Below are 19847 nucleotides of genomic sequence, written 5' to 3' on the forward strand. Positions count from 1 at the left end.
TCTGCCGTTTGCGGTCTAATGTGGTTGTAAAAACTGCAAAGATATACAGCAAAAGTGCGTGATGAACCCAAAATTAGTTGACCAGATCAAACAGAAATTGAAGCAGAGCTTGCTGGCAACATCAAGGCGTGTCTGGAGAACCCCGTTAGACCGACGCACCAGCATCAAATTGTTAGATGACAGCATAGTTTATAAAAAGCAGCACCAACCCATCAATATACCCGCATTAACTTCTGTAAAAAAAGTGCCTTCTAGGTTTTTTGCCACGGAAAAAGCCGTGTCTTTTGACCCAGATTATGTATGGAAGATTTCTTTGAATCAAAAAATAAATTCTTTAACTATTTGTACGTCGGGCAACACGCTGCTGAATAAGAAATTGCTTTTAGACTTGGATTTTCGGATTAGCGGTGCGGGCATTCTGGAATGGCCTTACAAACCTAACCAAATTACCTATCCGCTGGTAGTTGCTCCTTGGTCGCATTTGTGGTGCAGTTATTATGATTATGTGATTTTTGTGCTGGCTAAACTTTGTCGAATTGAGGAGGCTTTAGGTAAGGAAATTTGGCAAGAAGCTAAAATTTGTTATCCTTTACGACATACAGATTTTGAGTTGGGCTTTATGACCAAACTCGGTATTCCTGAAAGTTCACTAATCGACACTCAGGCTAGAGATACGGGATATCATGCAGAAAGTGTGGTGGTGGGAAACAATCAAGACTGGTATTTTCCCAGTCCTTACGATATAGAGCTTTTGCGGAAAAAATTCTGTCTTAAGGAAAAGGTAAAGCCTTATAGAAAACTTTATCTGTCTAGAAGCGGCCGGCGCAAGGTTAAAAATGAAGTACAAGTGCGAGAGGTTTTGAAAGAATTTGATTTTGAAATTTTGGAAGATATCTCGCGCAGTGTTGATGAACAAATTCGTCTGTTTGCAGAAGCGGCGGTGGTTGTCGGCCCTCACGGGGCAGGTTTTACAAATTTGCTGTGGTGTCAGCCGGGAACGAAAGTATTGGAATTCTTTTATGGAGGGTACACTCCGCCATATTTCTATTACATTTGCCAGCTATTGGGATTAGAATACTCTCGCATGGTTGATGACAACAATGTAGCGGAAGATTGGAGTTTCATTGGCATGGATATGACGGTGGATGTGGAGATTTTAAAAAGGCAAATCCAGAAAATACTGGAGTAAATTTGCCCGATTATACCATTTTAGATTTTCGAGGGGCAGAATTGATGACGATCGGGGTTTTAAAGCTTGCCTAATGTTGTATTTTTTTTACTGTTTCAGATTGAGGAACTCGTCACATACTATAATTGAAGTGGGTCTCAACTGCTAACTAAAAATTTATTAATATTAGGAGTGAACATGAGTTACAGAATGGATCGTCGCGCCTACGCGGAAACCTTCGGGCCGACTGTGGGCGATCGCGTCCGGTTAGCCGATACAGAATTATTCATAGAAGTTGAAAAAGACTTCACAACCTACGGGGATGAAGTTAAATTTGGCGGTGGCAAAGTTATTCGCGACGGCATGGGACAATCGCCGATTTCTAATGCAGACGGCGCTGTTGACACGGTGATTACTAATGCTTTAATATTAGACTGGTGGGGAATTGTTAAAGCAGATGTCGGTCTTAAAGACGGCAAAATTTACAAAATTGGTAAAGCCGGAAATCCTTATATTCAAGATAGGGTAGATATTATTATCGGGCCTGGTACTGAAGTAATTGCCGGTGAAGGAATGATTCTCACCGCCGGGGGAATCGACAGTCACATTCACTTTATTTGCCCGCAGCAAATAGAAGTGGCGATCGCCTCTGGAATCACTACAATGATTGGCGGTGGCACAGGCCCTGCAACGGGTACAAACGCCACAACTTGCACTCCGGGGCCTTGGCATATGTACCGAATGCTGCAAGCAGCCGACGCTTTCCCGGTAAACCTAGGATTTTTAGGTAAAGGAAATAGCAGTCAACCCCAAGGATTAATTGAACAAATCTTGGCCGGTGCAATGGGTTTGAAACTCCACGAAGATTGGGGAACTACACCAGCAACGATCGACACTTGTTTGAGTGTAGCTGACGAGTACGATGTGCAAGTTGCAATTCACACGGATACTCTCAATGAAGCGGGATTTGTGGAAGCTACAATTGCTGCTTTCAAAAATCGAGCTATTCATACTTACCATACTGAAGGTGCTGGCGGCGGACACGCACCTGATATTATCAAAGTTTGCGGCCAAGCTAATGTTTTGCCTTCGTCAACTAACCCGACTCGCCCTTACACTGTCAATACTTTAGAAGAACATTTAGATATGTTGATGGTTTGCCACCATTTGGATCGAGGTATTCCTGAAGATGTCGCTTTTGCTGAATCGAGAATTAGAAGGGAAACTATTGCTGCTGAGGATATTTTGCACGATTTAGGTGCGTTTAGTATGATTTCTTCTGATTCTCAGGCGATGGGAAGAGTGGGAGAGGTGATTATTCGGACTTGGCAAACGGCTCATAAAATGAAAGTGCAGCGGGGACATTTACCCCCCCTAACCCCCCCTTACCAAGGGGGGGAAACAGAGGGAGAAAATGATAATTTTCGGGTGAAGCGGTACATTGCCAAATATACAATTAATCCGGCGATTACTCACGGAATTAGTCAGTATGTGGGTTCGGTGGAAGAGGGGAAATTGGCGGATTTGTGTTTGTGGCGGCCGGCTTTTTTTGGGGTGAAACCGGAACTGGTAATTAAAGGAGGGGCGATCGCCTATGGGCAGATGGGAGATGCTAACGCCAGCATTCCCACGCCGCAACCGGTGCATATGCGGCCGATGTTTGGCAGTTTTGGCGGGGCGATTGGGGCGACTTGTCTGACGTTTGTTTCCCAAGCTGCGCGCGATCGAGATATTGCCGCACAGCTCGGTTTACAAAAGCCCACTGTAGCCGTTTCCGGGACGCGACAAATTAGTAAAAGAGATATGAAACTCAACGATTATTTGCCACAAATGGAAGTCGATCCAGAAACTTATGAAGTTAGGGCGGATGGGGAATTGTTAACTTGCGAACCGGCAACTGTTTTGCCAATGGCGCAGCGATACTTTTTGTTTTAACTGATATCTTCCACCATTGTCAGCAACAGGCAAGATGCCTGTTCAACAATAAAATTTATATTTTGTGTAACAAACATCTTGCCTGTTCATAAAAGGCTAACTGACAATTGTGCAATATCTCAGTTTTAACCGATTATACAATCATGTAGTGGCGGGTTTTATAAACAATATTTTTCAAAAATAGACAATCTCAAAAACCCGCCCCCACCCAACAGCAAATCTTCATCTTACTTCCATTCTGGATTTGATTTCGTGTTAGAAAAATTGAGCGATCGCACTATCAAACTCTGACACAAAAACCAAAAATAAAGTGCAATATTAATCCCGCTCAACAGCTTCGGAATTCCCTCGACCAAGCTCGAAACAATCTCGTTTTTTAAGGGCAGCGCTTCTGCAAAAAAGGCAACAAATAACAAACCTACGCCACTCAGCAGTAAAGCATAGGGAGTCGAGGGAATTTGCCTCCGAAAAGTTAATCCGTATGCAATTGCCAGCACGGCGTAAAATATGACAATTGTCCCTTTCGGAAAACCCGCACGTCCAAGATGAACGTGGGTGCGAAAAACTTCATTGAACAGAAAGCAACCTGCAAACAGTGCCGAATATAAAATAAATCGATTTTCTGGGCGATGGGGTTGAATAATTCTCAGCAATCCAAAGGTAAAAGCGCACACCATTACCGATAAATAAAATAACATTTGAAACGCCAAAAAAAAGAAACCTGCACCCGGATACGTGGCAGAGCAAGGCGGCAAAAATAACCCTTTTACCGAAGACCCGAATAAATTCAGACACGCCGTCACTATCCCAACTAGCACTAAAGTTAGACTATTGAACAACAATACAGCTCTGTAATTTGCCATAACTAATAACTAAAAGCTAACCACAGTATATGGCGCGTCAAACCATTTTTTGCTAGGGCTTGTGCACGGGGGTTCAGAAACCGGGTTTTTTACGAAAATACTGCGTTGTGACCCGCAGATGCGGTAAAAAACCCAGTTTCTCTGTCGGAGTGCGTAAGTCCCGATCGCGTTCTTTGAGTAAAGGTGAGATCTTCGGTGAAAGGACAAAGCATTGCTGTGTTTCTACAGCAGGCAAGTGAGAATCTACAGATATTTAAACAGAGACGAAATCTTCAGGGCCGATGAGATTGGGAGCAACGCCTGTCAAAGAAACTAAAACCTCACCGCTGCTGGCTACTCTAATTAATGTGCCGTTAGTTCCAGCAGAAATTGATAGCTGTCCGAAGGTCAAGCCGTTGATTAATTGAATTGTATCTTGAGAGTTGCCGAAATCAGAGATGGTATCAACTCCCAATCCCGCACCTAAAACAAATACATCGTTGCCCGCGCCGCCGACTAGAATATCGTTTCCCAAACCGCCGTTGAAGGTGTCAAAACCTTTGCCGCCAGAAAGGTTGTCGCTGCCGTCGCCACCATTGATGATATCGTTGCCCCGCAAACCAGTCAGCACGTCATCGCCTGCCAAACCGTTGATGGTGTCGTTGCCGTTCGTGCCTGTCAGGTTGTCGTTGCCGTTCGTGCCGTTGATGCCACTTGGAGAGTTATTGATGACGCCTGGAGTGTTGGTTAAGTCAGCAACAAAGATGTCCTCGCTATTGTTAGTGTCCCCCGGCACGAGGTTGGAGGCATCAGATGAAAAAGCCACAAACCCCCCGTCGCCCAAGATGGAGGCTATACCGAAGGAATTATTGTTCCCCTGATTCCCTTCCCCTGAAACAGAGACGCGAGTAGTGGTGTTGCTTGACAAGTCGCGCATGAAGATGTCGCGACTATTGTTAGTGTCCCCCAGCACGAGGTTGGATGCATCAGAAGTAAACGCCACAAACCGCCCATCACCAGAGATGGAGGGAAGGTTCCAGGAATTGTTGTTGGCTTGATTGCCTGCTGAGTCAACAGAGACGCGGGTGGTGGTGTTGGTTGACAAGTCGCGCACAAAGAAGTCGCGGCTATTGTTAGTGTCCCCTGGCACGAGGTTGAAGGCATCAGATAGAAAAGCGACAAACCGCCCGTCGGCGGAGATGGAGGCGAGCGCGGAAATGCCCCTCGCCTGATTGCCTGCTGAGTCAACAGAGACGCGGGTGGTGGTATTGGTGATCGTGTCGCGCACGAAGACATCAATGTTATTGTTAGTGTCCCCCGGCACGAGGTTGGAGGCCTCAGATTGAAACGCCACAAACCTCCCGTTAGCGGAGATGGAGGGAATAAAGGAGCGGTTGTTCCCCGAATTACCTGCTGAGTCAACAGAGACGCGGGTGGTGGTATTGGTTAATAAGTCACGCACGAAGATGTCTTCGTTATCCTTAGTGTCCCCTAGCACAAGGTTGGAGGCATCAGATGAAAACGCCACAAATCGTCCGTCGGCTGAGATGGAGGGAGCGCCGGAGCGGTTGTTTCCCTGATTGCCTGCTGAGTCAACAGAGACGCGGGTGGTGGTATTGGTTAATAAGTCGCGGACGAAGATATCAAAGTCATTGTTAGTGTCCCCCGGTACGAGGTTGGAGGCATTAGAAGTAAACGCCACAAACCTCCCGTTGGCTGAGATGGAGGGAAAAAGGGAGCGACCGATCGCCTGATTGCCTGCTGAGTCAACTGAGACGCGATTAATAGCCATAAGTCCTCACACTAAAATTGCAAATTTGGTAAATAGACGAGTGTTCGATCGCCCGAAGCTTCTGACAAAACAGATTCGCGCGGTTGTAGGGCGATCGACTAATGTTTCTGAATAGTTGCTGCCTATTTTTTCTAGGCTATTATCTCATTTTGGTTGGCTGTTGCAGTCAAAATTTGCTCAACTTGAGCCGGAGTTAGATTCGGATTTGCATTCAAAACTAAAGCCGCTACACCCGCCACGTGAGGGGCTGCCATCGATGTGCCGCTGTAAGTTTCGTAGGTGTTATAGGGAGTTGTAGAAAAGATATCTACTCCCGGTGCAATTAGGTAATCCAAAGGTCGGGAACCTGCACGGTTAGAGAATTCATCCATTCTGCCATTTATATCAATTCCTCCTACGGCAATTCCGAAGCTATCGGCATCTCTAGCTGGATAAGCTGGTTCGCTAAAACCATCATTTCCTGCTGCCATGACGACAACAATTCCTTTGTTAGTTGCGTACTGAATTGCCTCATTAACCTCCATGCTAGGCGACCAGCCACCAATACTAAAGTTAATTACATTAGCTCCATTATCAGCAGCATAGCGAATTCCAGCAGCAAAATTATTGAAGTTCCCATAGCCAAATGCCGGCAAAACTCTTACAGGCATAATCTTTGCATTGTAGGCAACTCCAGTGATGCCAAAATCATTTCGTTCGGCCGCGATCGCGCCTGCTACGTGAGTCCCATGACCGTCCCAATCCATTGGGTTGTTGTCGTTCCACACAAAATCCCAACCCCGAATATCATCAATATATCCGTTGCGATCGTCGTCAATTCCGTTATTGGGAATTTCACCCGCATTCTGCCAAATATTGGCATCTAAATCGGGATGGGTGTAGTCAACACCGCTATCGACGACAGCTACAACAATCCCATTTCCGGTAATTCCCCCCTGCCAAACTTCCGGCGCGTTTACCATGTCTCTTGCCCAATCATTCCCGCCCAAATTAGGAACTTCAGGGAAATTAACGGGACTGTTAAAAGTGCCGGCTACTGCTGCATTTGCATCCACTAAACCGTATCCGTAATTGCTGCTAAAACCAGTACCAGGCGTTGCAGCCAGATTCAGGTTGTAATTCTTATAGTCAAAGTAACTATAAACTGCGACATAGTAATCTCCAGGAGTCAGGTTGAAAAAAATTATCTCGCCGGATGCACCTGCTGAGGCATAATCGCTGCCAAGAAGTTCATCATAATCAGCCTCACCGTTGCGATTCTTATCTTGAATCAACTCGATTCCTGCCCCATTCAAAACATCGATACGCAAGCTTAAATCGCTATTTTTGTTAATAGTAAAGCGGTAATAATCATCGTTATCGTCAACTCCCACAAAATCATTGAAGGTGAAGCGATTGTTATCAGCAACACCAATATTGCGTGCAGTTGCTAAGGAGTTGCCTGGATCTGATAAATTCAACTGATTAGCCGTTCTCGTTCCTGTTAGGGGATCTGTGCCGACAGCGATCGCATCTGAGTTCGATTTTGGTTGAGCAGCAGATGTACCGCTAGCGGCTCGATCGTTGGCTGAGTAACGGAGCAGCTCGCTTTTTTGGGATACTATAAAATCTGCTATTTGTTCTTGTTCCCTGATGGCGCTCGCTGTCAAATTATCAGTGTCAAAGCCGTTGCTAGGGACGCTACCGTTAAATTGACTCGATGCAGTGAAAAAGTTAAGCTGACCACTATTACCAAAGGTTGTTAATGCTGCTGTTAGCTGCTGTTCGCGATCGATGGCAAGTATACCGAGCGTACTTTCCATAAATTCACTCCTGATAATTTGAGATTCACTTGTGTTTAGGGGAGACAATGCTTGATTTTAAATTAATTAACATTCTTCCATCGGCGAGATGATGAGTCAATTCATAAATTCATTGCTTGAGTTCATAAAAGTCATAACCCTAATTTCATAAAAGTCATATTTTTCGGCAAGTTATGCCGTTTCAAGCTGAAGCTGTTGTTTTTCCGTCAAAACCATCGCTATGTGTTTTTCGTAATAGGCAGCTTCGTTAATGAATACAGGGAAAACAGTAGATTCTCCTTGATAGGGGAGCGATTCTCCCGTAAATGTGAGAAACATGGGTTCACCGGGATGTAAAGGTTCATAGTCTTTGAACTGAAGTTGGGGATGGATCGCAGCTTGCAGTTCACCTACTGAATTTCTGGGATAGTCTACTGAGCCGATCGCCTGATATACAGTTAAATGTGATGGTGTATGAAGCGGCTTTCCCCGATTTTGTGCATCGAGATAATCCAGAATGGCGTGAACTAGCATTTCGGTTTGCTGAAGCTGACGGGCGTTAATGACTCCCTGGGCGATGGGCCCAACTTCTATGGTGCCACCGAAAGCAGAGAGCGATCGAAGCATTGGGGCATCCTCACCAGAATACTCTCCGAAACAAACTCGCAGTGAGGGCTCGATCTCACTCAAATAAGCTAATAATTGCAAATTGAATGGATGTTTGCTAGATGGTAAAATTGTCAGCCCCATGTTGGCCGTTGTGCTGTGAAGGTCAACGATCACATCAGCCCCATGTTCGTCTTTCGGACATAGTTGGGCGGAGATTTCCTTAGCACGTCTGTTCTCGTAACCCATCAAATCTGGGTTAGACAAATCTTCCTCGGCAAAGCAACGGTTCAAATCGCGATCGACATAACGCCGATTGCACTTTACCGCTTGAGGATTAGCTAATAGAGTAACCACCTCAAAGCTCGATCGTTTCAGTAAGTCTGGGAATTGTTGAAACTTCTTAATCAGATAAACCCCAGTCAACTCGTTTCCGTGGGTTCCTCCCACAACTGCAACTCGTCGAATTACTTGCGAAATCATGAATAATCCTCATTAAGCAATACTTAAATAGGTATTTTGTGCCGAAATTTATAACTATTACTTTCAAAATAAAGAAGTTATAGCTATATGTCAAATACTTTTTTATATATAACAATATACTTAAAAAATATAGTATTGAATCCCCGTTACAAAAGAGAATATAACTGTAGGCCCGTGCTCCAAACCATGATAGTAATCATTCATTCCCAATCATTCAATTCTCAAATCTAAAATCGTATAACCTATGGAACTTCGCCATCTTCGTTACTTCATTGCAGTGGCAGACGAACTGAGCTTTAGTCGCGCGGCAAAGCGATTGCACATTGCCCAACCGCCCCTAAGTCAACAAATTAAAGATTTAGAGGCTGAACTGGGTGTGAAGCTATTCGATCGCAAAAGTCACCCGATTCAGCTAACCCCAGCAGGACAGGCGTTTTTAGAAGAAGCTCGCGCAACTTTGGTACAGTTAGAACAAGCGGTACATAAAACCCAGCGCATTCATCAGGGTGAATTGGGTTATTTGACGGTGGGTTTTCCCAGTTCGATCGCGAATGGTGTCTTTCCAGAGATGCTGCGAACTTTTCGACAGCGATATCCAGAGGTAAAACTGATTTTGCAGGAAGAACATAGTGCTTTCCTAATTCAGAGGTTGCGCGATCGCCAGACTGATATCATTTTTCTCTATCTCTACCACGATATTTCTGAAGCCAATGATTTAGAAACGATGTCTCTCACGCAAGAACCACTTGTCGTCGTTTTACCCAAAAACCATCCGCTTACAGCCCAATCCAAAATTTCGCTTTCCGACCTAAAGGATCAAGAATTTGTAATGCCCCTTCATCAGATTGTGGCTGGCTTATCTGAGGAAATTTACCATGTATGTTCGCAAGCAGGGTTTGTTCCTAAAGTTGCTCAAACAGCCGTCTTTATGGTCACAATTTTGGGATTAGTCGCAGGGGAAACAGGTATCAGCATTCTGCCATCTCACGTACAGAATCTTCAACGCGAAGGAGTGGTCTATCGTCAGATTCAGGAACAAACGACAACCACTCAATTAACTGCTGTTTGGCGGCATAATCATTCGTCCACCATTTTGCAGCAATTCCTCAATATTATTAAAACCCTCTCAATTTATAGCAATCCTAAATGATTTGTGAGAAACAGGCCTAGGTAAAAAGCTTTGAAAAGTCAAGCAAGCAAGTAAGGTGCGTCGCCATCAACACTCTGCAAGTTTTATCCAAAATCTCGCAGATCCGCACCCTTCAGATTAACACCACACAATATAGCTGCTACTCTAGTTCATGAACCTGGAATATGGGGTATTAACTGTTACTTGCGGCAATTGGCGAAAGTAGAAAACAGGTTAAATTTTGTAACTCTCCACGCTTGTCATGTCTGCGCGCCAGCAAAAAGACAGTACCTAGTTATGCTTTTATCGCTGTCAATATAACTTTGCCCACTTCATGCAGCAACTGTTGGATACTAGCCTGGTATAGGGATTACTTGCGAGCTCATGTTTTATCCTACTTGCTTGCTAAAATTTTGAATTTGACCTTCACAAGTTCGACAACTATAACCGCCGACTTTCTGCCAAACTTCTAACTGCGAAGTCAATCCATATTTGCCATCCATTGCTGGATTGCATCCACATCCCATCCGCGCGGAGGTTCGGACAAAACAGATTCGCGCGGGTGTATGGCGATCGACTAATATTGCTGAATAGTGGCTGCCTATTCTTTCTAGGCTATTATCCCATTTGGTTTGGCTATTGTCGTCAAGATATACTCAACTTGAGCCGGAGTAAGAGTCAGATTGGCATTCAAAACCAAAGCCGCTACACCCGCTACGGAGAGCCTTAATCGCTCGGTAAACTCAATTTTAATACCTGTCCAACTGATACCTCGTGCTTGTGCGTCGCTACTACCACGGCACCTTCTAATCGCGGATCGTAACATCCCACCCAAGCCGCAGGATGACATTCATGTACTAAATACCCGTACAGCCAAATTGCTCCTCTACCTTCAATAACAATTCCTTGGCTTAATTGAACGTCTTGAGGAAGTTTCAAACCTTGTAAATCATCGGGTGTGATGATACCGTCTTGAGTTGTAATTCGCAAGCGCAAATGTTGGTAAGCTAAACCGTCTTGAGTTTGATGGGGGATTATTTTTAATTCAATAGGATTCATAGGATTCATTGGATGCAAAAATGTTGAATGCTGCGATAAAATCATATACCTTTTAGGGTAAATTGGGAATCCGATCGCCAACTTTGAGTCCCAATTGAGCCGCCCTTCCGCCTCTTAGTTCGATCACTCCGTCAACAGGAACATCCGGGCCGTAGTTGGGGCAGGTTTCGGTCAAACACGGCGGTACGTTAGGAATTATCGCCTGCACTACGCCTTCCCGCAGAAAAACCATATCGAGTTCAATAAACACGTTTTTCATCCAAAAACGCACGTTTCGCGCGGGTTCGATGGGAAAAAGCATTCCCCTGTCATCTGGCAATTCTGTGCGAAACATTAAACCTGTCGCTTGTTCTTGGGGAGTTTGCGCCACTTCCAGTCCGATCGCGCGATCGGCTATAATCGTGTTAACCGAAATTGGCAAAAGCTGACCCCTATCTATCCCGCCAAACAGCGACATAAAGTTGGATTCAGTCAGATTAGAATTTCCCAAAACAACTCCTAAGTAATTACCAGAGTTTTTGTCTTTCATAATAGTTTGGTTGTCGGAAACAGAAAGCTCTAAATCGCTAAAGTTGATGCCTTCTGTCAAGACAATTTTATCATTGCCGTTGCCAAAATCTGTAATTATATCGGCTTCAGTAATAGTAGATGCGGCAGAGGTTCTTTCAATCACAAATAAATCCTCCCCCGCGCCTCCTGTCAAGATATCCCCGCCTTCGCCACCTATTAGCAAATCGTGACCCCGATCGCCAAACATCCAATCGGAGTCTTGTCCTCCATAGATTGTATCGCTTCCCTGACCGCCAGACAGCGTATCAGCGCCTTCATTTCCTGCTAACAAATCATTTTCCCGATCGCCAAAAATTCGGTCATTTCCCCCCAAACCTTGAACAGTATCATTACCCGCAAATCCTCTAATCGTATCGTTGCTGAGAGTTCCCAGGAGAAAATCGAAGCCGAAACTACCGTCGATGTTAACCATTTTGCGTTTAATGATGCGTTTAATAGAAGGAAGATTTGGCGATCGGCATCCGCCAACCGGTACCAAAAGCTCGATCGCTAATTTTCAAACCAGGGGCTGCTTGCCGCCGTTTAAACTCCGCTTGCCTCACTAATTTTACTACACGTTTAACCACCGCTTCATCGTGTCCTGCAGCCACAATTTGTTGAACCGATTCGTGATGTTCGATCAACCGCTGCAAGATGTCATCCAAAACATCGTAATCCGGCAAAGAATCTTGGTCAACTTGTCCCGGTTTCAGTTCAGCACTCGGCGGCTTAGTAATAATATTAACCGGAATAATTTCCTTTCCCAAGTCAGCCTGATTTTTAATCTTCTCACTCCCAGAATTCAGCCATCGACAAAGCGAATAAACGCGAGTTTTCGGCACATCGGCAATCACCGCCAATCCCCCATTCATATCGCCGTAGAGAGTGCAGTAACCCACAGCCATTTCCGACTTATTCCCAGTCGAAAGCAGCAAATGTCCGAACTTATTAGAAATTGCCATCAACAGATTGCCTCGAATCCGCGATTGAATATTTTCCTCAGCAATCCCGAAAGTTGTATTGACAAACAAATTGGCGAGAGTGCGATCGTAAGTTTTCATCAAATCGCCGATCGGCAATAGTTCGATCGCGATGCCCAGATTTCGGGCTAATTCCAAAGCATCATTAACCGAATGATCTGAACTATAAGGAGAAGGCATCAGCACCCCTAGAACATTTTCGGGCCCGATCGCGCAACTGGCGATCGCCGCCACCAAAGCCGAATCTATCCCGCCACTCAAACCGAGTACAACCTTAGAAAAACCGCACTTGCGGACATAATCTCGTACTCCCAAAACCAAAGCAGCCCAAATTTCTGCATCTCCTTCTGCCGGATGAAAACTTAAATCTGTTGTGGATCGGGCATCTTGCCCCATCCCGCCGCTGCCAACTAAATCTTGTTTAGCTGTGTCATATTCCAGCACCGCAAAATCCGTTTCAAAAGAAGCTAATACCTGAATCAAATCACCCTTTCGATTCATAGCAAAACTGCTGCCGTCAAAAATAATATCGTCATTTCCCCCTACCTGATTAGCGTAAATAATCGGTATCCCGCAGCGGATGACGCTGTGCTGCAACATCGCCGATCGCACTCCCCGCTTCCCCGCAGAATAAGGCGATGCCGACAAATTCACCACTAAATCTACACCCAATTTTGCCAGATCGGAAACAGGATCGCCCGCGTAACTGCGTTTACCCCAAAACTCCTCATTGTTCCACAAATCTTCACAAATTGTCACGCCGATTTTGACTTCGCCAATAGAAAAGTAATTGCTGTTTTCTCCCGGTTCAAAATATCTATCTTCATCAAATACATCATAAGTAGGCAACAAGCGTTTATGAAAAACTGTTTTGACGGCGCCATTTTGCAACAAAACAGCACTATTAAACAATGATTTTCCGCCGAGTTTAACAGCATTAGCATTAGGTAAGGCAGTGCCTACTATGACTGCCAACTCCGGCGGCAAAGCTTGCGCCAGTTGCTGCAACTGTGCACCTGCATCTGCAATGAAACTCGGATTAATTAACAAATCGCGCGGCGGATAACCGATCAGGGAAAGTTCGGGTGTTAGCAATAAGTTTGCGCCCTCAACCTCAGCTTGTTTCGCCGCCTCCAGAATTAGGTTGGAGTTGCCCAAGATATCACCAATAGTAGGGTTGAGTTGTGCGATCGCAATTTTCATCTCACCAAATCACTTAATAAATATTGCTAACAGTCCGCCCGCGCGGACTCACTTTCCTATAGTCCTAGATTTGAATGTAGCGAAAAATTACTCAGATTTGTAATGTTTCAACTCTTCCTCAATATAATAATTTACCAAATCCCGGTAAATATTTTCAACCACATCAGGATTCAAACCCGATTCTTGAGCCCACTCGCGCCGCTGCTGTAACATATCGTGAAAGCGATCGAACGATCGAACACTAGCTTCACTCGTTTTGAACCTTGCTGCCGCGATGACGTATTGAAATCTCTTGCTCAAAGCCTCGATCACTTCTCGATCGATAATATCAATTTCCTCGCGAACTTCGTGAATATTAGCGCATTCATCAGGGTCTTTCATCGTCTGCACTCCTTAATAGCTTCTATTCTAATGTTACTAAATTGATCCCACAATGTCATCTAAGGAACAGCTAAATAAACACCAGTGGCTTATTTTTGAAAGGAGCAAAAGCGGCCGCATCAAAGCGGTACAAACTAGCAGGGCGGCCCGCCCCGCGCGAAACCTTAACACCGGTATCGCACAAAAAACCCAATTTCAACAATCGAGCTCTAAAATTAGAATAATCAGAAAAATTTTCCCCCAAAATAGTTGTATAAAGTTGATACAAATCGCTCAAAGTAAAAAGTTCCGGCAAAACTTCAAAAGCTACCGGGCTGTATTCAAGTTTGTTACGCAGTCGCCGATATCCGTATTCGAGAATTTGATTGTGATCGAAGGCAAGCTGTGGAACTTGTTGCACGGGATACCAAGCAATGCCGCCGACGCGGTGGCCCACACCCGCCACTACACTCCCAGCAATTAACTCAGCTTCCTCAAAGCGTACCAAAGCAAAATAACTAACCGAAAGATAACGATCGCCCCTGGTAATTTCCCGAGGATCGCGCCCCGGTTCTCCAAAAGTATACAACTGCTCCAGATACAAATTTTTTACCCGAATTTTCTCAGACAAAATCCGGTAAGCCGCATTTTCAAGGGATTCTCCGTGTCGCACCAAAGTACCGGGAAGACTCCAAGAATCGATAAACGGTTCGTCTTGCCGCATTACCAACAGCACCAACAAGCGGTTCTGCACGGTATCGACGGAAAAAATAACATTATCTACTCCTACTTTAAAGTCAGCTAATGAGCAACCCTCGCTCTTTTTTGTGCCTCGTGCCATGCGTACAAATGCTCCCTATGGATGTAATCTTCGATGGTCGGAGTCAGAGCTTCCCTGTCTCCTTTTTCCCGATAGGAAGTAGAAGAAACATTGGGAGCACTCAAAGATGCGATCGCCACGTCTGCACCCATGCGCCTCAACTGCCACAAATCTAATTGCTCTGATGGATAACCGGGTCGCGGTACTATCAGCAGATCCACTTGTTTTAACAATTGTTCAAATTTGTACCAGCGAGACAGTTGCCCCACCAAGTCAGAACCGATTACCAGCGTCAAATCTGCATCCGGCCACAGCAATCTTGCTTGTTCCACAGTTTCCACAGTCCTCGGACTGCTGAGTTCTGGATGCAAGCAAAGATTGTGTCTGGGCGAATTAATTTCTTGAATGATTAACAGCAGCATTGCCGATCGGTGTTCTAGAGAAGTTTGGTGCGACTTAAAAGGATTGTCCGACGCCCAAACTGCTACCCAATCAAAATGTTGCGAAAGCCAACTCAGAATTGTTTTGTGTCCTGCTGTGGGTGGATCGGCACTGGTTCCAAAAAGAGCAATCTTCTGCATAGGGAATCGGTAATTGTTGACTGTTGACTGTTGACTGTTGACTGTTGATTGTTGATTGTTGATTTATGACTAATGACTAATGACTAATGACTACTGACTACTGACTACTGACTACTGACTCTTTTTCGTTTTTTGAGTAAGACTCTGCAAATCTGTAGAAATTTCCACTGACGGCGAAATCGGGTTGTCAAGTTGGCGAGTTTCGGGTCGAAGACTGGCGACAGAAGCAGCAGTGCGTTTGGCGATCTCCTCCAAACTTTCCTGTTTCTGGACTCGTTTGCCATCCTTGACAACCAACTCCATTAATGGTAAGTAAGAATCACAATTGTGAATATTTTCTCCCGACAATCCCAAATAATCTCCGAGAATTTGCCCATTTTCAATATGTCTAAAAATTTGCTTTCTTCCTGGATATGTTACCTTGCCGCTGGCCTCTTTCATCACCGGAATTCCGTCAATTTCCACCAATTTATAAACACCGTTGACAGGGGAACCGCTGACTAACTTGGTTCCCAAACCGTAACCGTCAATGCAAGCACCGCTACTTTTTAATTTAGCAATTTCTCGATCGTCCAAATCGCCGCTAGCAAAAATTGGAACGCCCGGAAGGATCGATCGAACTTCCCGAGACAGCACCGCCAAATCGCCCGAATCCAGCCGCACGCCTTCCAACTGCATTTCACCGCTGTTTACTCGATCGGCTAACATCCGCGCCGCCGCCACAGTATCATAAGTATCGATCAGCAGCGGCGCCCCCGGAAAATAGCGGTGAAAAGCTGCAAACGCCTGATTCTCGCTACCTTCGAGGGCAGCCACAGCCATTACCAAAGCATGGGCGATCGTACCGACAGGCTTGCGGCCCAACTTCAAAGCAGCCAAAACATTAGAAGTTCCGTCGAATCCCGCAGCCAGGGCAGCCCTAGCCGCCCAAACAGCAGCTTGAGGCCCAAAAGCCCTGCGCGTCCCGAATTCCAGCAACTTAGCCTCCGGGCCCGCCACATCCCGCAGCCGCGCTGCCCGCGTCGCAATCAAAGTTTGATAATTTATGGCATTCAATAAATAAGTTTCCACTAATTGAGCCTGCCACAGAGGAGCCTCAATTCGCAGCAGAGGCTCGTTAGCAAACACCGCCGTCCCCTCCGGCACCGCCCAAACATCGCCAGTAAAACGGGCTGTGGCGAGTAAAGTCCAAAATCGCTCCGGGGCGTCGGCAAAAATCCCAGTGGACTGCAAAGCCTCAATTTGCGCCGGCGAAAACCGAAATTTTTCCAAATAATCGATAACTTGAGCCAAACCCATCGCGATCGCGTAGCCAAAACCCTCTGGCAGCCTGCGCGCGAATAATTCAAAACTCGCGGCCCGCCCGTCGATCCCTTCCCCGACGTAACAAGCGGCCATCGTTAGCTGGTAGAGATCGGTCAAAAGGCTGTAATCTGCTGAAGAAACCGTTAGTTCCCGGTCTTCTAAGATTTCTTCAAAACCTGTGAGCTGCAGGCTTTCTGTCGCAGTTTCCATAAGAAAAACCCCGAACAAACTTCTTTTTTTTAATTATAGTGACAAATACCATATCTTTTTGTAAATATTTGATGAAGATTGCAGATATTTGTCGGCAAAATTCGCTTATTATGCCCTTTAATAGCGGATTTAGGTTAATTTTTTGATTAATATTATGGTAAAAGCAATATAAATACTGAATTTAACAAACTCAGGAATTAAGCACAAACACTCAAGCGTTCCGGGTTTTTTGCGAAAATATTTCGTTGCAGCCTTTGAATAGAGTTAGACAACCCGGTTTCTGAGCGTCGGGAGGGGCGATCGCGACTGCTTGACTTGAGTAAGGAAAAATCTACCAGCAAAAGGTCGATCGTCCAAAAATTCGTTATTTCTCAAACCTTCAGCTTGCTTCTATGTTGCAGACCAATAAGTAATTCAAATAAATATTGCTAAACTCATCCACAGCCCAAAAATCAGAGTAATATTAAAAGTATCAGAACTCAGACAAGAGAGGCAGATTCTATGAATCTTTCTAAATCTTTGACAAACGCAATGCGTTACGTTTCGGAAGCAGCGGTGCGGATTTTTAGCCCCAGCGATGACAACTATCCAAATAGTGGAGTTCAACCTTTTGAGGGTAAGCTTTCCAAAAGTTCTAAATCCAAAGAATGAACAGCCATTCCGGCAGTTTCTAGCGAGTTCGGCACAGGGATTCAGTTTAACAGTCAACAGTTAACAATTAACTGTTGACTGTTAGCTGTTGACTTGGCACTTTTGACTTAGGACTTTGACCAATAATTTCTTGATGGTACCCGCCACGTGATTTATCCGTGGAATCAATCCAAAATCTAAAATCTAAAATCCTCAAGCCCCCGAATTTATCCGTGGGGTCAATCCAAAATCTAAAATCTAAAATCTAAAATCGAATGACTGTTAATAGTAATTGTAGGTGTGGTTTCCCTTCCTTCTACCCCACCTACAATTACCAATCACCAATTACATTGAACTTCCCAAATTGACAAAAGGTATATTCAGTGTAGTAAGCTTTTAAAATAAAGATTTTGGCGTTGCTGATTCAGGGTATGAAAGGCTAAATATGCAAGTCATAGAAACCAGTATTCACAAAACTTCGGGATTTTTAAGTGATTTTTTTCATAGGCTGATTAAGCAACGCCTTTTTTGTAGATTTATATAATGATTTAGACGTGCTATGGAGCCAGGCTCGGGCTTACAAGATTATTAGTTCTAGTTGATTATCGTTGGTAAAAACCGCCCCTACAGGAATTACGCTCGATTCACACGTATATGATATGAGGTAAATAAAAACCCAGTTTATTTAAGAAACTGGGTTTCCATTGATGTTTTCTGATTGGGTGTTTAAACTCAGCGGAAGCGCGATCGCTTATAGTTACAAGCCGCTCATTTCCCGAAATAGGACTGCAAGTAGTTAATCAGTTGCGTGGATATGCGGGGTTTCAGATAGTCCGGCACTGAGCCTTCGATTGTGATAGTACGCATACCACCTGCGATCGCTTCGAGTTCCAAGTCGCTCAATTCTCGATAGGTTGAGTTTTCCGGTGTAGATGTTGCTTTTTTTATGATGCTTTCACTTGGCATGGAAGTTACTCCTTGTGGATTTTTTATAGCTAGGCTATGGCTGGCCTATGCGTAAATTTAGTTTAGAAAATTCCCTGGCTAAAGTAGCTAGCTCAAAGTTGAGTTTTGAAGCTATAAAAAAAAATCTAGCTTGAACTAACCTTTAGTTGAGGAGATTACCTAAACTTTTGGCTAGGTATCCCAGAGCGCATACAACTATATACTGGTAACACTCTATTGCAATGACTAAAATATGCGTCCGATTCCTGAGTTTCTCCAAGCGATAACAGCCTATTTTTGAGGGCTACACCTAGCCAAAAGTTTAGGATTTTTCCTCGCAGAGGCTGAGTTGCAAGCTGACTATTGGGCTAAGTTCATACTCAACTAAAAGCTAGAAACTTTTTAGGGTTGTTATCTTACGCTTAAAATAGTAAACCAACCATAAAAAAGACCATGAACTTAATTAAATTGTCTGGATTATCGGCTTCAATGGTACTATCGTTCTCCATCTTTCAGCAGCCAAGCCATGCTCAAAAAGCCAGTACCTTTGCTACCAGTTGCACGGACATTTCAATCAATGGCGCTCAATTATCTGCAACTTGTAACAAGAAAAATGGTACGACTCAGCGCACTTCCATTACTATTAAAGGCGTTCATAATCAAAATGGACAACTCGTGCAAGGTAATCTTAAGGAACAAAGTACGTTCAACCGAACTTGCACAGGCATCAGCATAAAGGGAGACGAACTGTCTGCCAATTGCCGCGGTGGAAATCAGCCATCTTCTGTCACATTACTAGGAATTGATAATAACGATGGCAACCTAACCTATTAGTTAGTGTAGTTGGGCGAGCGCTTACTTAGTCTGGTTGTAAAGCCGATCGAGGAACGCCCCAAAACTTCCTCTCCTCAGCAAGCTGTAGCGAGGGGGGGAAATCGCCACCCTGTACTCTCAATAAATCCTGAAATTAGGGGCAATTATGTTTGAATTTTTGAAACTCTATCCTAACAAGACTAGCTTTTTTGTCGGTACTGCTATAGGTTTATGTACTTTTGTCTTGAGTACATCTCTTTGTGCTTTTGCTTCTGGATGCCCTAAGGGAAATCCCTTTTTTCCTTTGGCTACATTTTTAGGAGCACTTTTCGTTGGCATATATTGCAGTTGGCTGGTCAAAGGAAAACTCAAACTCTTAGTCGGTTTTGTTGTTACCTTGTTAACTATATTTGCTGTAAGTTTGAGTGGTATTAGAGGGATTTTAGATACACTTTTAGGAGGGGAAAGCTTTCTGAGCCATTCACTACTTTATGGTGTTATTACCCTTGTATTTGTTTCTGCTATAAGTGTCTTGAATAAGTCGGAAGCTCAAAATTAATTAGCGGACTATTCTGAATACAGTGCGATCGGGCGGAGTCAAGCGCGCCACTGACATTATCGAACAAGCTGTATTGACTCGGAAACCTGTTTTGGCT

At 44.5% G+C, this 19847-nt stretch carries 18 protein-coding genes; 6 read left to right on the plus strand and 12 right to left on the minus strand.

Annotated elements, in window-relative coordinates:
- Positions 1-61: 61 nt before the first annotated feature.
- A complete protein-coding gene (locus QUA34_RS18945) occupies positions 62-1189 on the plus strand; it encodes a glycosyltransferase family 61 protein (RefSeq protein ID WP_333230292.1) in 1128 nt (375 codons plus the stop codon).
- A 177-nt stretch (positions 1190-1366) separates the two neighbouring features.
- Complete coding sequence (gene ureC / locus QUA34_RS18950; RefSeq protein ID WP_333230290.1) at positions 1367-3103, plus strand: urease subunit alpha; 1737 nt, start codon at positions 1367-1369, stop codon at positions 3101-3103.
- Between the two features lie 227 nt (positions 3104-3330).
- Here the strand turns inward: ureC and QUA34_RS18955 are convergent, their stop codons facing one another.
- The 4 genes from QUA34_RS18955 to QUA34_RS18970 all read right to left on the minus strand — a co-directional run bounded on the left by QUA34_RS18955 (position 3331) and on the right by QUA34_RS18970 (position 8607).
- On the minus strand, positions 3331-3801 hold the full coding sequence (locus QUA34_RS18955) for a hypothetical protein (protein WP_333388900.1): 471 nt from the start codon (positions 3799-3801) through the stop codon (positions 3331-3333).
- A 418-nt stretch (positions 3802-4219) separates the two neighbouring features.
- Entirely contained in the window at positions 4220-5737 is a 1518-nt protein-coding gene (locus QUA34_RS18960) for a calcium-binding protein (RefSeq protein ID WP_333388901.1), read from the minus strand.
- 131 nt (positions 5738-5868) lie between these two features.
- A complete protein-coding gene (locus QUA34_RS18965) occupies positions 5869-7539 on the minus strand; it encodes a S8 family peptidase (protein ID WP_333329195.1) in 1671 nt (556 codons plus the stop codon).
- 171 nt (positions 7540-7710) lie between these two features.
- On the minus strand, positions 7711-8607 hold the full coding sequence (locus QUA34_RS18970; protein ID WP_333329192.1) for an aspartoacylase: 897 nt from the start codon (positions 8605-8607) through the stop codon (positions 7711-7713).
- 244 nt (positions 8608-8851) lie between these two features.
- Between QUA34_RS18970 and QUA34_RS18975 the strand changes: the two genes are divergently transcribed.
- The gene (locus QUA34_RS18975; protein ID WP_333329189.1) at positions 8852-9757 is read left to right on the plus strand and encodes a LysR substrate-binding domain-containing protein; all 906 of its coding nucleotides are present in this window, start codon (positions 8852-8854) and stop codon (positions 9755-9757) included.
- 705 nt (positions 9758-10462) lie between these two features.
- Here QUA34_RS18975 and crn3 read toward each other — a convergent pair.
- The 7 genes from crn3 to QUA34_RS19010 form a co-directional block, all read right to left on the minus strand.
- The gene (gene crn3, locus QUA34_RS18980; RefSeq protein ID WP_333083735.1) at positions 10463-10795 is read right to left on the minus strand and encodes a CRISPR-associated ring nuclease Crn3/Csx3; all 333 of its coding nucleotides are present in this window, start codon (positions 10793-10795) and stop codon (positions 10463-10465) included.
- A gap of 52 nt (positions 10796-10847) precedes the next feature.
- Positions 10848-11777 (minus strand): DUF192 domain-containing protein, encoded by a 930-nt coding sequence (locus tag QUA34_RS18985; RefSeq protein ID WP_333329186.1) that lies wholly within the window; start codon positions 11775-11777, stop codon positions 10848-10850.
- Between the two features lie 19 nt (positions 11778-11796).
- A complete protein-coding gene (locus tag QUA34_RS18990; protein ID WP_333388902.1) occupies positions 11797-13527 on the minus strand; it encodes an NAD+ synthase in 1731 nt (576 codons plus the stop codon).
- An 87-nt stretch (positions 13528-13614) separates the two neighbouring features.
- Positions 13615-13908, minus strand: coding sequence for an isochorismate lyase (locus tag QUA34_RS18995; protein WP_333083730.1), 294 nt, complete (start codon positions 13906-13908; stop codon positions 13615-13617).
- Between the two features lie 70 nt (positions 13909-13978).
- Positions 13979-14728 carry an NrtR DNA-binding winged helix domain-containing protein gene (locus tag QUA34_RS19000; protein WP_333083729.1) on the minus strand — a complete coding sequence of 250 codons (750 nt, stop codon included), beginning with the start codon at positions 14726-14728 and terminating at the stop codon, positions 13979-13981.
- Positions 14689-15288 carry a nicotinate-nucleotide adenylyltransferase gene (locus QUA34_RS19005; RefSeq protein WP_333388903.1) on the minus strand — a complete coding sequence of 200 codons (600 nt, stop codon included), beginning with the start codon at positions 15286-15288 and terminating at the stop codon, positions 14689-14691. The genes QUA34_RS19000 and QUA34_RS19005 overlap by 40 nt, the downstream gene beginning before the upstream one ends.
- A gap of 111 nt (positions 15289-15399) precedes the next feature.
- The gene (locus QUA34_RS19010; RefSeq protein ID WP_333388904.1) at positions 15400-16803 is read right to left on the minus strand and encodes a nicotinate phosphoribosyltransferase; all 1404 of its coding nucleotides are present in this window, start codon (positions 16801-16803) and stop codon (positions 15400-15402) included.
- Positions 16804-17304: 501 nt separating this feature from the next.
- Here QUA34_RS19010 and QUA34_RS19015 point away from each other — a divergent pair.
- On the plus strand, positions 17305-17454 hold the full coding sequence (locus QUA34_RS19015; RefSeq protein WP_333083725.1) for an isochorismate synthase: 150 nt from the start codon (positions 17305-17307) through the stop codon (positions 17452-17454).
- 747 nt (positions 17455-18201) lie between these two features.
- Here the strand turns inward: QUA34_RS19015 and QUA34_RS19020 are convergent.
- Positions 18202-18399: a hypothetical protein gene (locus tag QUA34_RS19020; protein ID WP_333329175.1), complete on the minus strand. Its 198-nt coding sequence runs from the start codon at positions 18397-18399 to the stop codon at positions 18202-18204.
- Between the two features lie 468 nt (positions 18400-18867).
- On the opposite strand from QUA34_RS19020, the gene QUA34_RS19025 reads away from it, so the two are divergent.
- The gene (locus QUA34_RS19025; RefSeq protein ID WP_333388905.1) at positions 18868-19212 is read left to right on the plus strand and encodes a CVNH domain-containing protein; all 345 of its coding nucleotides are present in this window, start codon (positions 18868-18870) and stop codon (positions 19210-19212) included.
- Positions 19213-19357: 145 nt separating this feature from the next.
- Positions 19358-19750 (plus strand): hypothetical protein, encoded by a 393-nt coding sequence (locus QUA34_RS19030; protein WP_333329169.1) that lies wholly within the window; start codon positions 19358-19360, stop codon positions 19748-19750.
- The last annotated feature ends 97 nt before the right edge of the window (positions 19751-19847 follow it).

The organism is Microcoleus sp. POL10_C6 (assembly GCF_036701585.1).
Taxonomy (GTDB): domain Bacteria; phylum Cyanobacteriota; class Cyanobacteriia; order Cyanobacteriales; family Microcoleaceae; genus Microcoleus.

Coding starts and splice junctions, on each gene's coding strand:
- QUA34_RS18945 (WP_333230292.1), top strand. CDS start 62: ATGAACCCAAAATTAGTTGACCAGATCAAACAGAAATTGAAGCAGAGC.
- ureC (WP_333230290.1), top strand. CDS start 1,367: ATGAGTTACAGAATGGATCGTCGCGCCTACGCGGAAACCTTCGGGCCG.
- QUA34_RS18955 (WP_333388900.1), bottom strand. CDS start 3,801: ATGTTATTTTATTTATCGGTAATGGTGTGCGCTTTTACCTTTGGATTG.
- QUA34_RS18960 (WP_333388901.1), bottom strand. CDS start 5,737: ATGGCTATTAATCGCGTCTCAGTTGACTCAGCAGGCAATCAGGCGATC.
- QUA34_RS18965 (WP_333329195.1), bottom strand. CDS start 7,539: ATGGAAAGTACGCTCGGTATACTTGCCATCGATCGCGAACAGCAGCTA.
- QUA34_RS18970 (WP_333329192.1), bottom strand. CDS start 8,607: ATGATTTCGCAAGTAATTCGACGAGTTGCAGTTGTGGGAGGAACCCAC.
- QUA34_RS18975 (WP_333329189.1), top strand. CDS start 8,852: ATGGAACTTCGCCATCTTCGTTACTTCATTGCAGTGGCAGACGAACTG.
- crn3 (WP_333083735.1), bottom strand. CDS start 10,795: ATGAATCCTATTGAATTAAAAATAATCCCCCATCAAACTCAAGACGGT.
- QUA34_RS18985 (WP_333329186.1), bottom strand. CDS start 11,777: ATGGTTAACATCGACGGTAGTTTCGGCTTCGATTTTCTCCTGGGAACT.
- QUA34_RS18990 (WP_333388902.1), bottom strand. CDS start 13,527: ATGAAAATTGCGATCGCACAACTCAACCCTACTATTGGTGATATCTTG.
- QUA34_RS18995 (WP_333083730.1), bottom strand. CDS start 13,908: ATGAAAGACCCTGATGAATGCGCTAATATTCACGAAGTTCGCGAGGAA.
- QUA34_RS19000 (WP_333083729.1), bottom strand. CDS start 14,728: ATGGCACGAGGCACAAAAAAGAGCGAGGGTTGCTCATTAGCTGACTTT.
- QUA34_RS19005 (WP_333388903.1), bottom strand. CDS start 15,288: ATGCAGAAGATTGCTCTTTTTGGAACCAGTGCCGATCCACCCACAGCA.
- QUA34_RS19010 (WP_333388904.1), bottom strand. CDS start 16,803: ATGGAAACTGCGACAGAAAGCCTGCAGCTCACAGGTTTTGAAGAAATC.
- QUA34_RS19015 (WP_333083725.1), top strand. CDS start 17,305: ATGAATCTTTCTAAATCTTTGACAAACGCAATGCGTTACGTTTCGGAA.
- QUA34_RS19020 (WP_333329175.1), bottom strand. CDS start 18,399: ATGCCAAGTGAAAGCATCATAAAAAAAGCAACATCTACACCGGAAAAC.
- QUA34_RS19025 (WP_333388905.1), top strand. CDS start 18,868: ATGGTACTATCGTTCTCCATCTTTCAGCAGCCAAGCCATGCTCAAAAA.
- QUA34_RS19030 (WP_333329169.1), top strand. CDS start 19,358: ATGTTTGAATTTTTGAAACTCTATCCTAACAAGACTAGCTTTTTTGTC.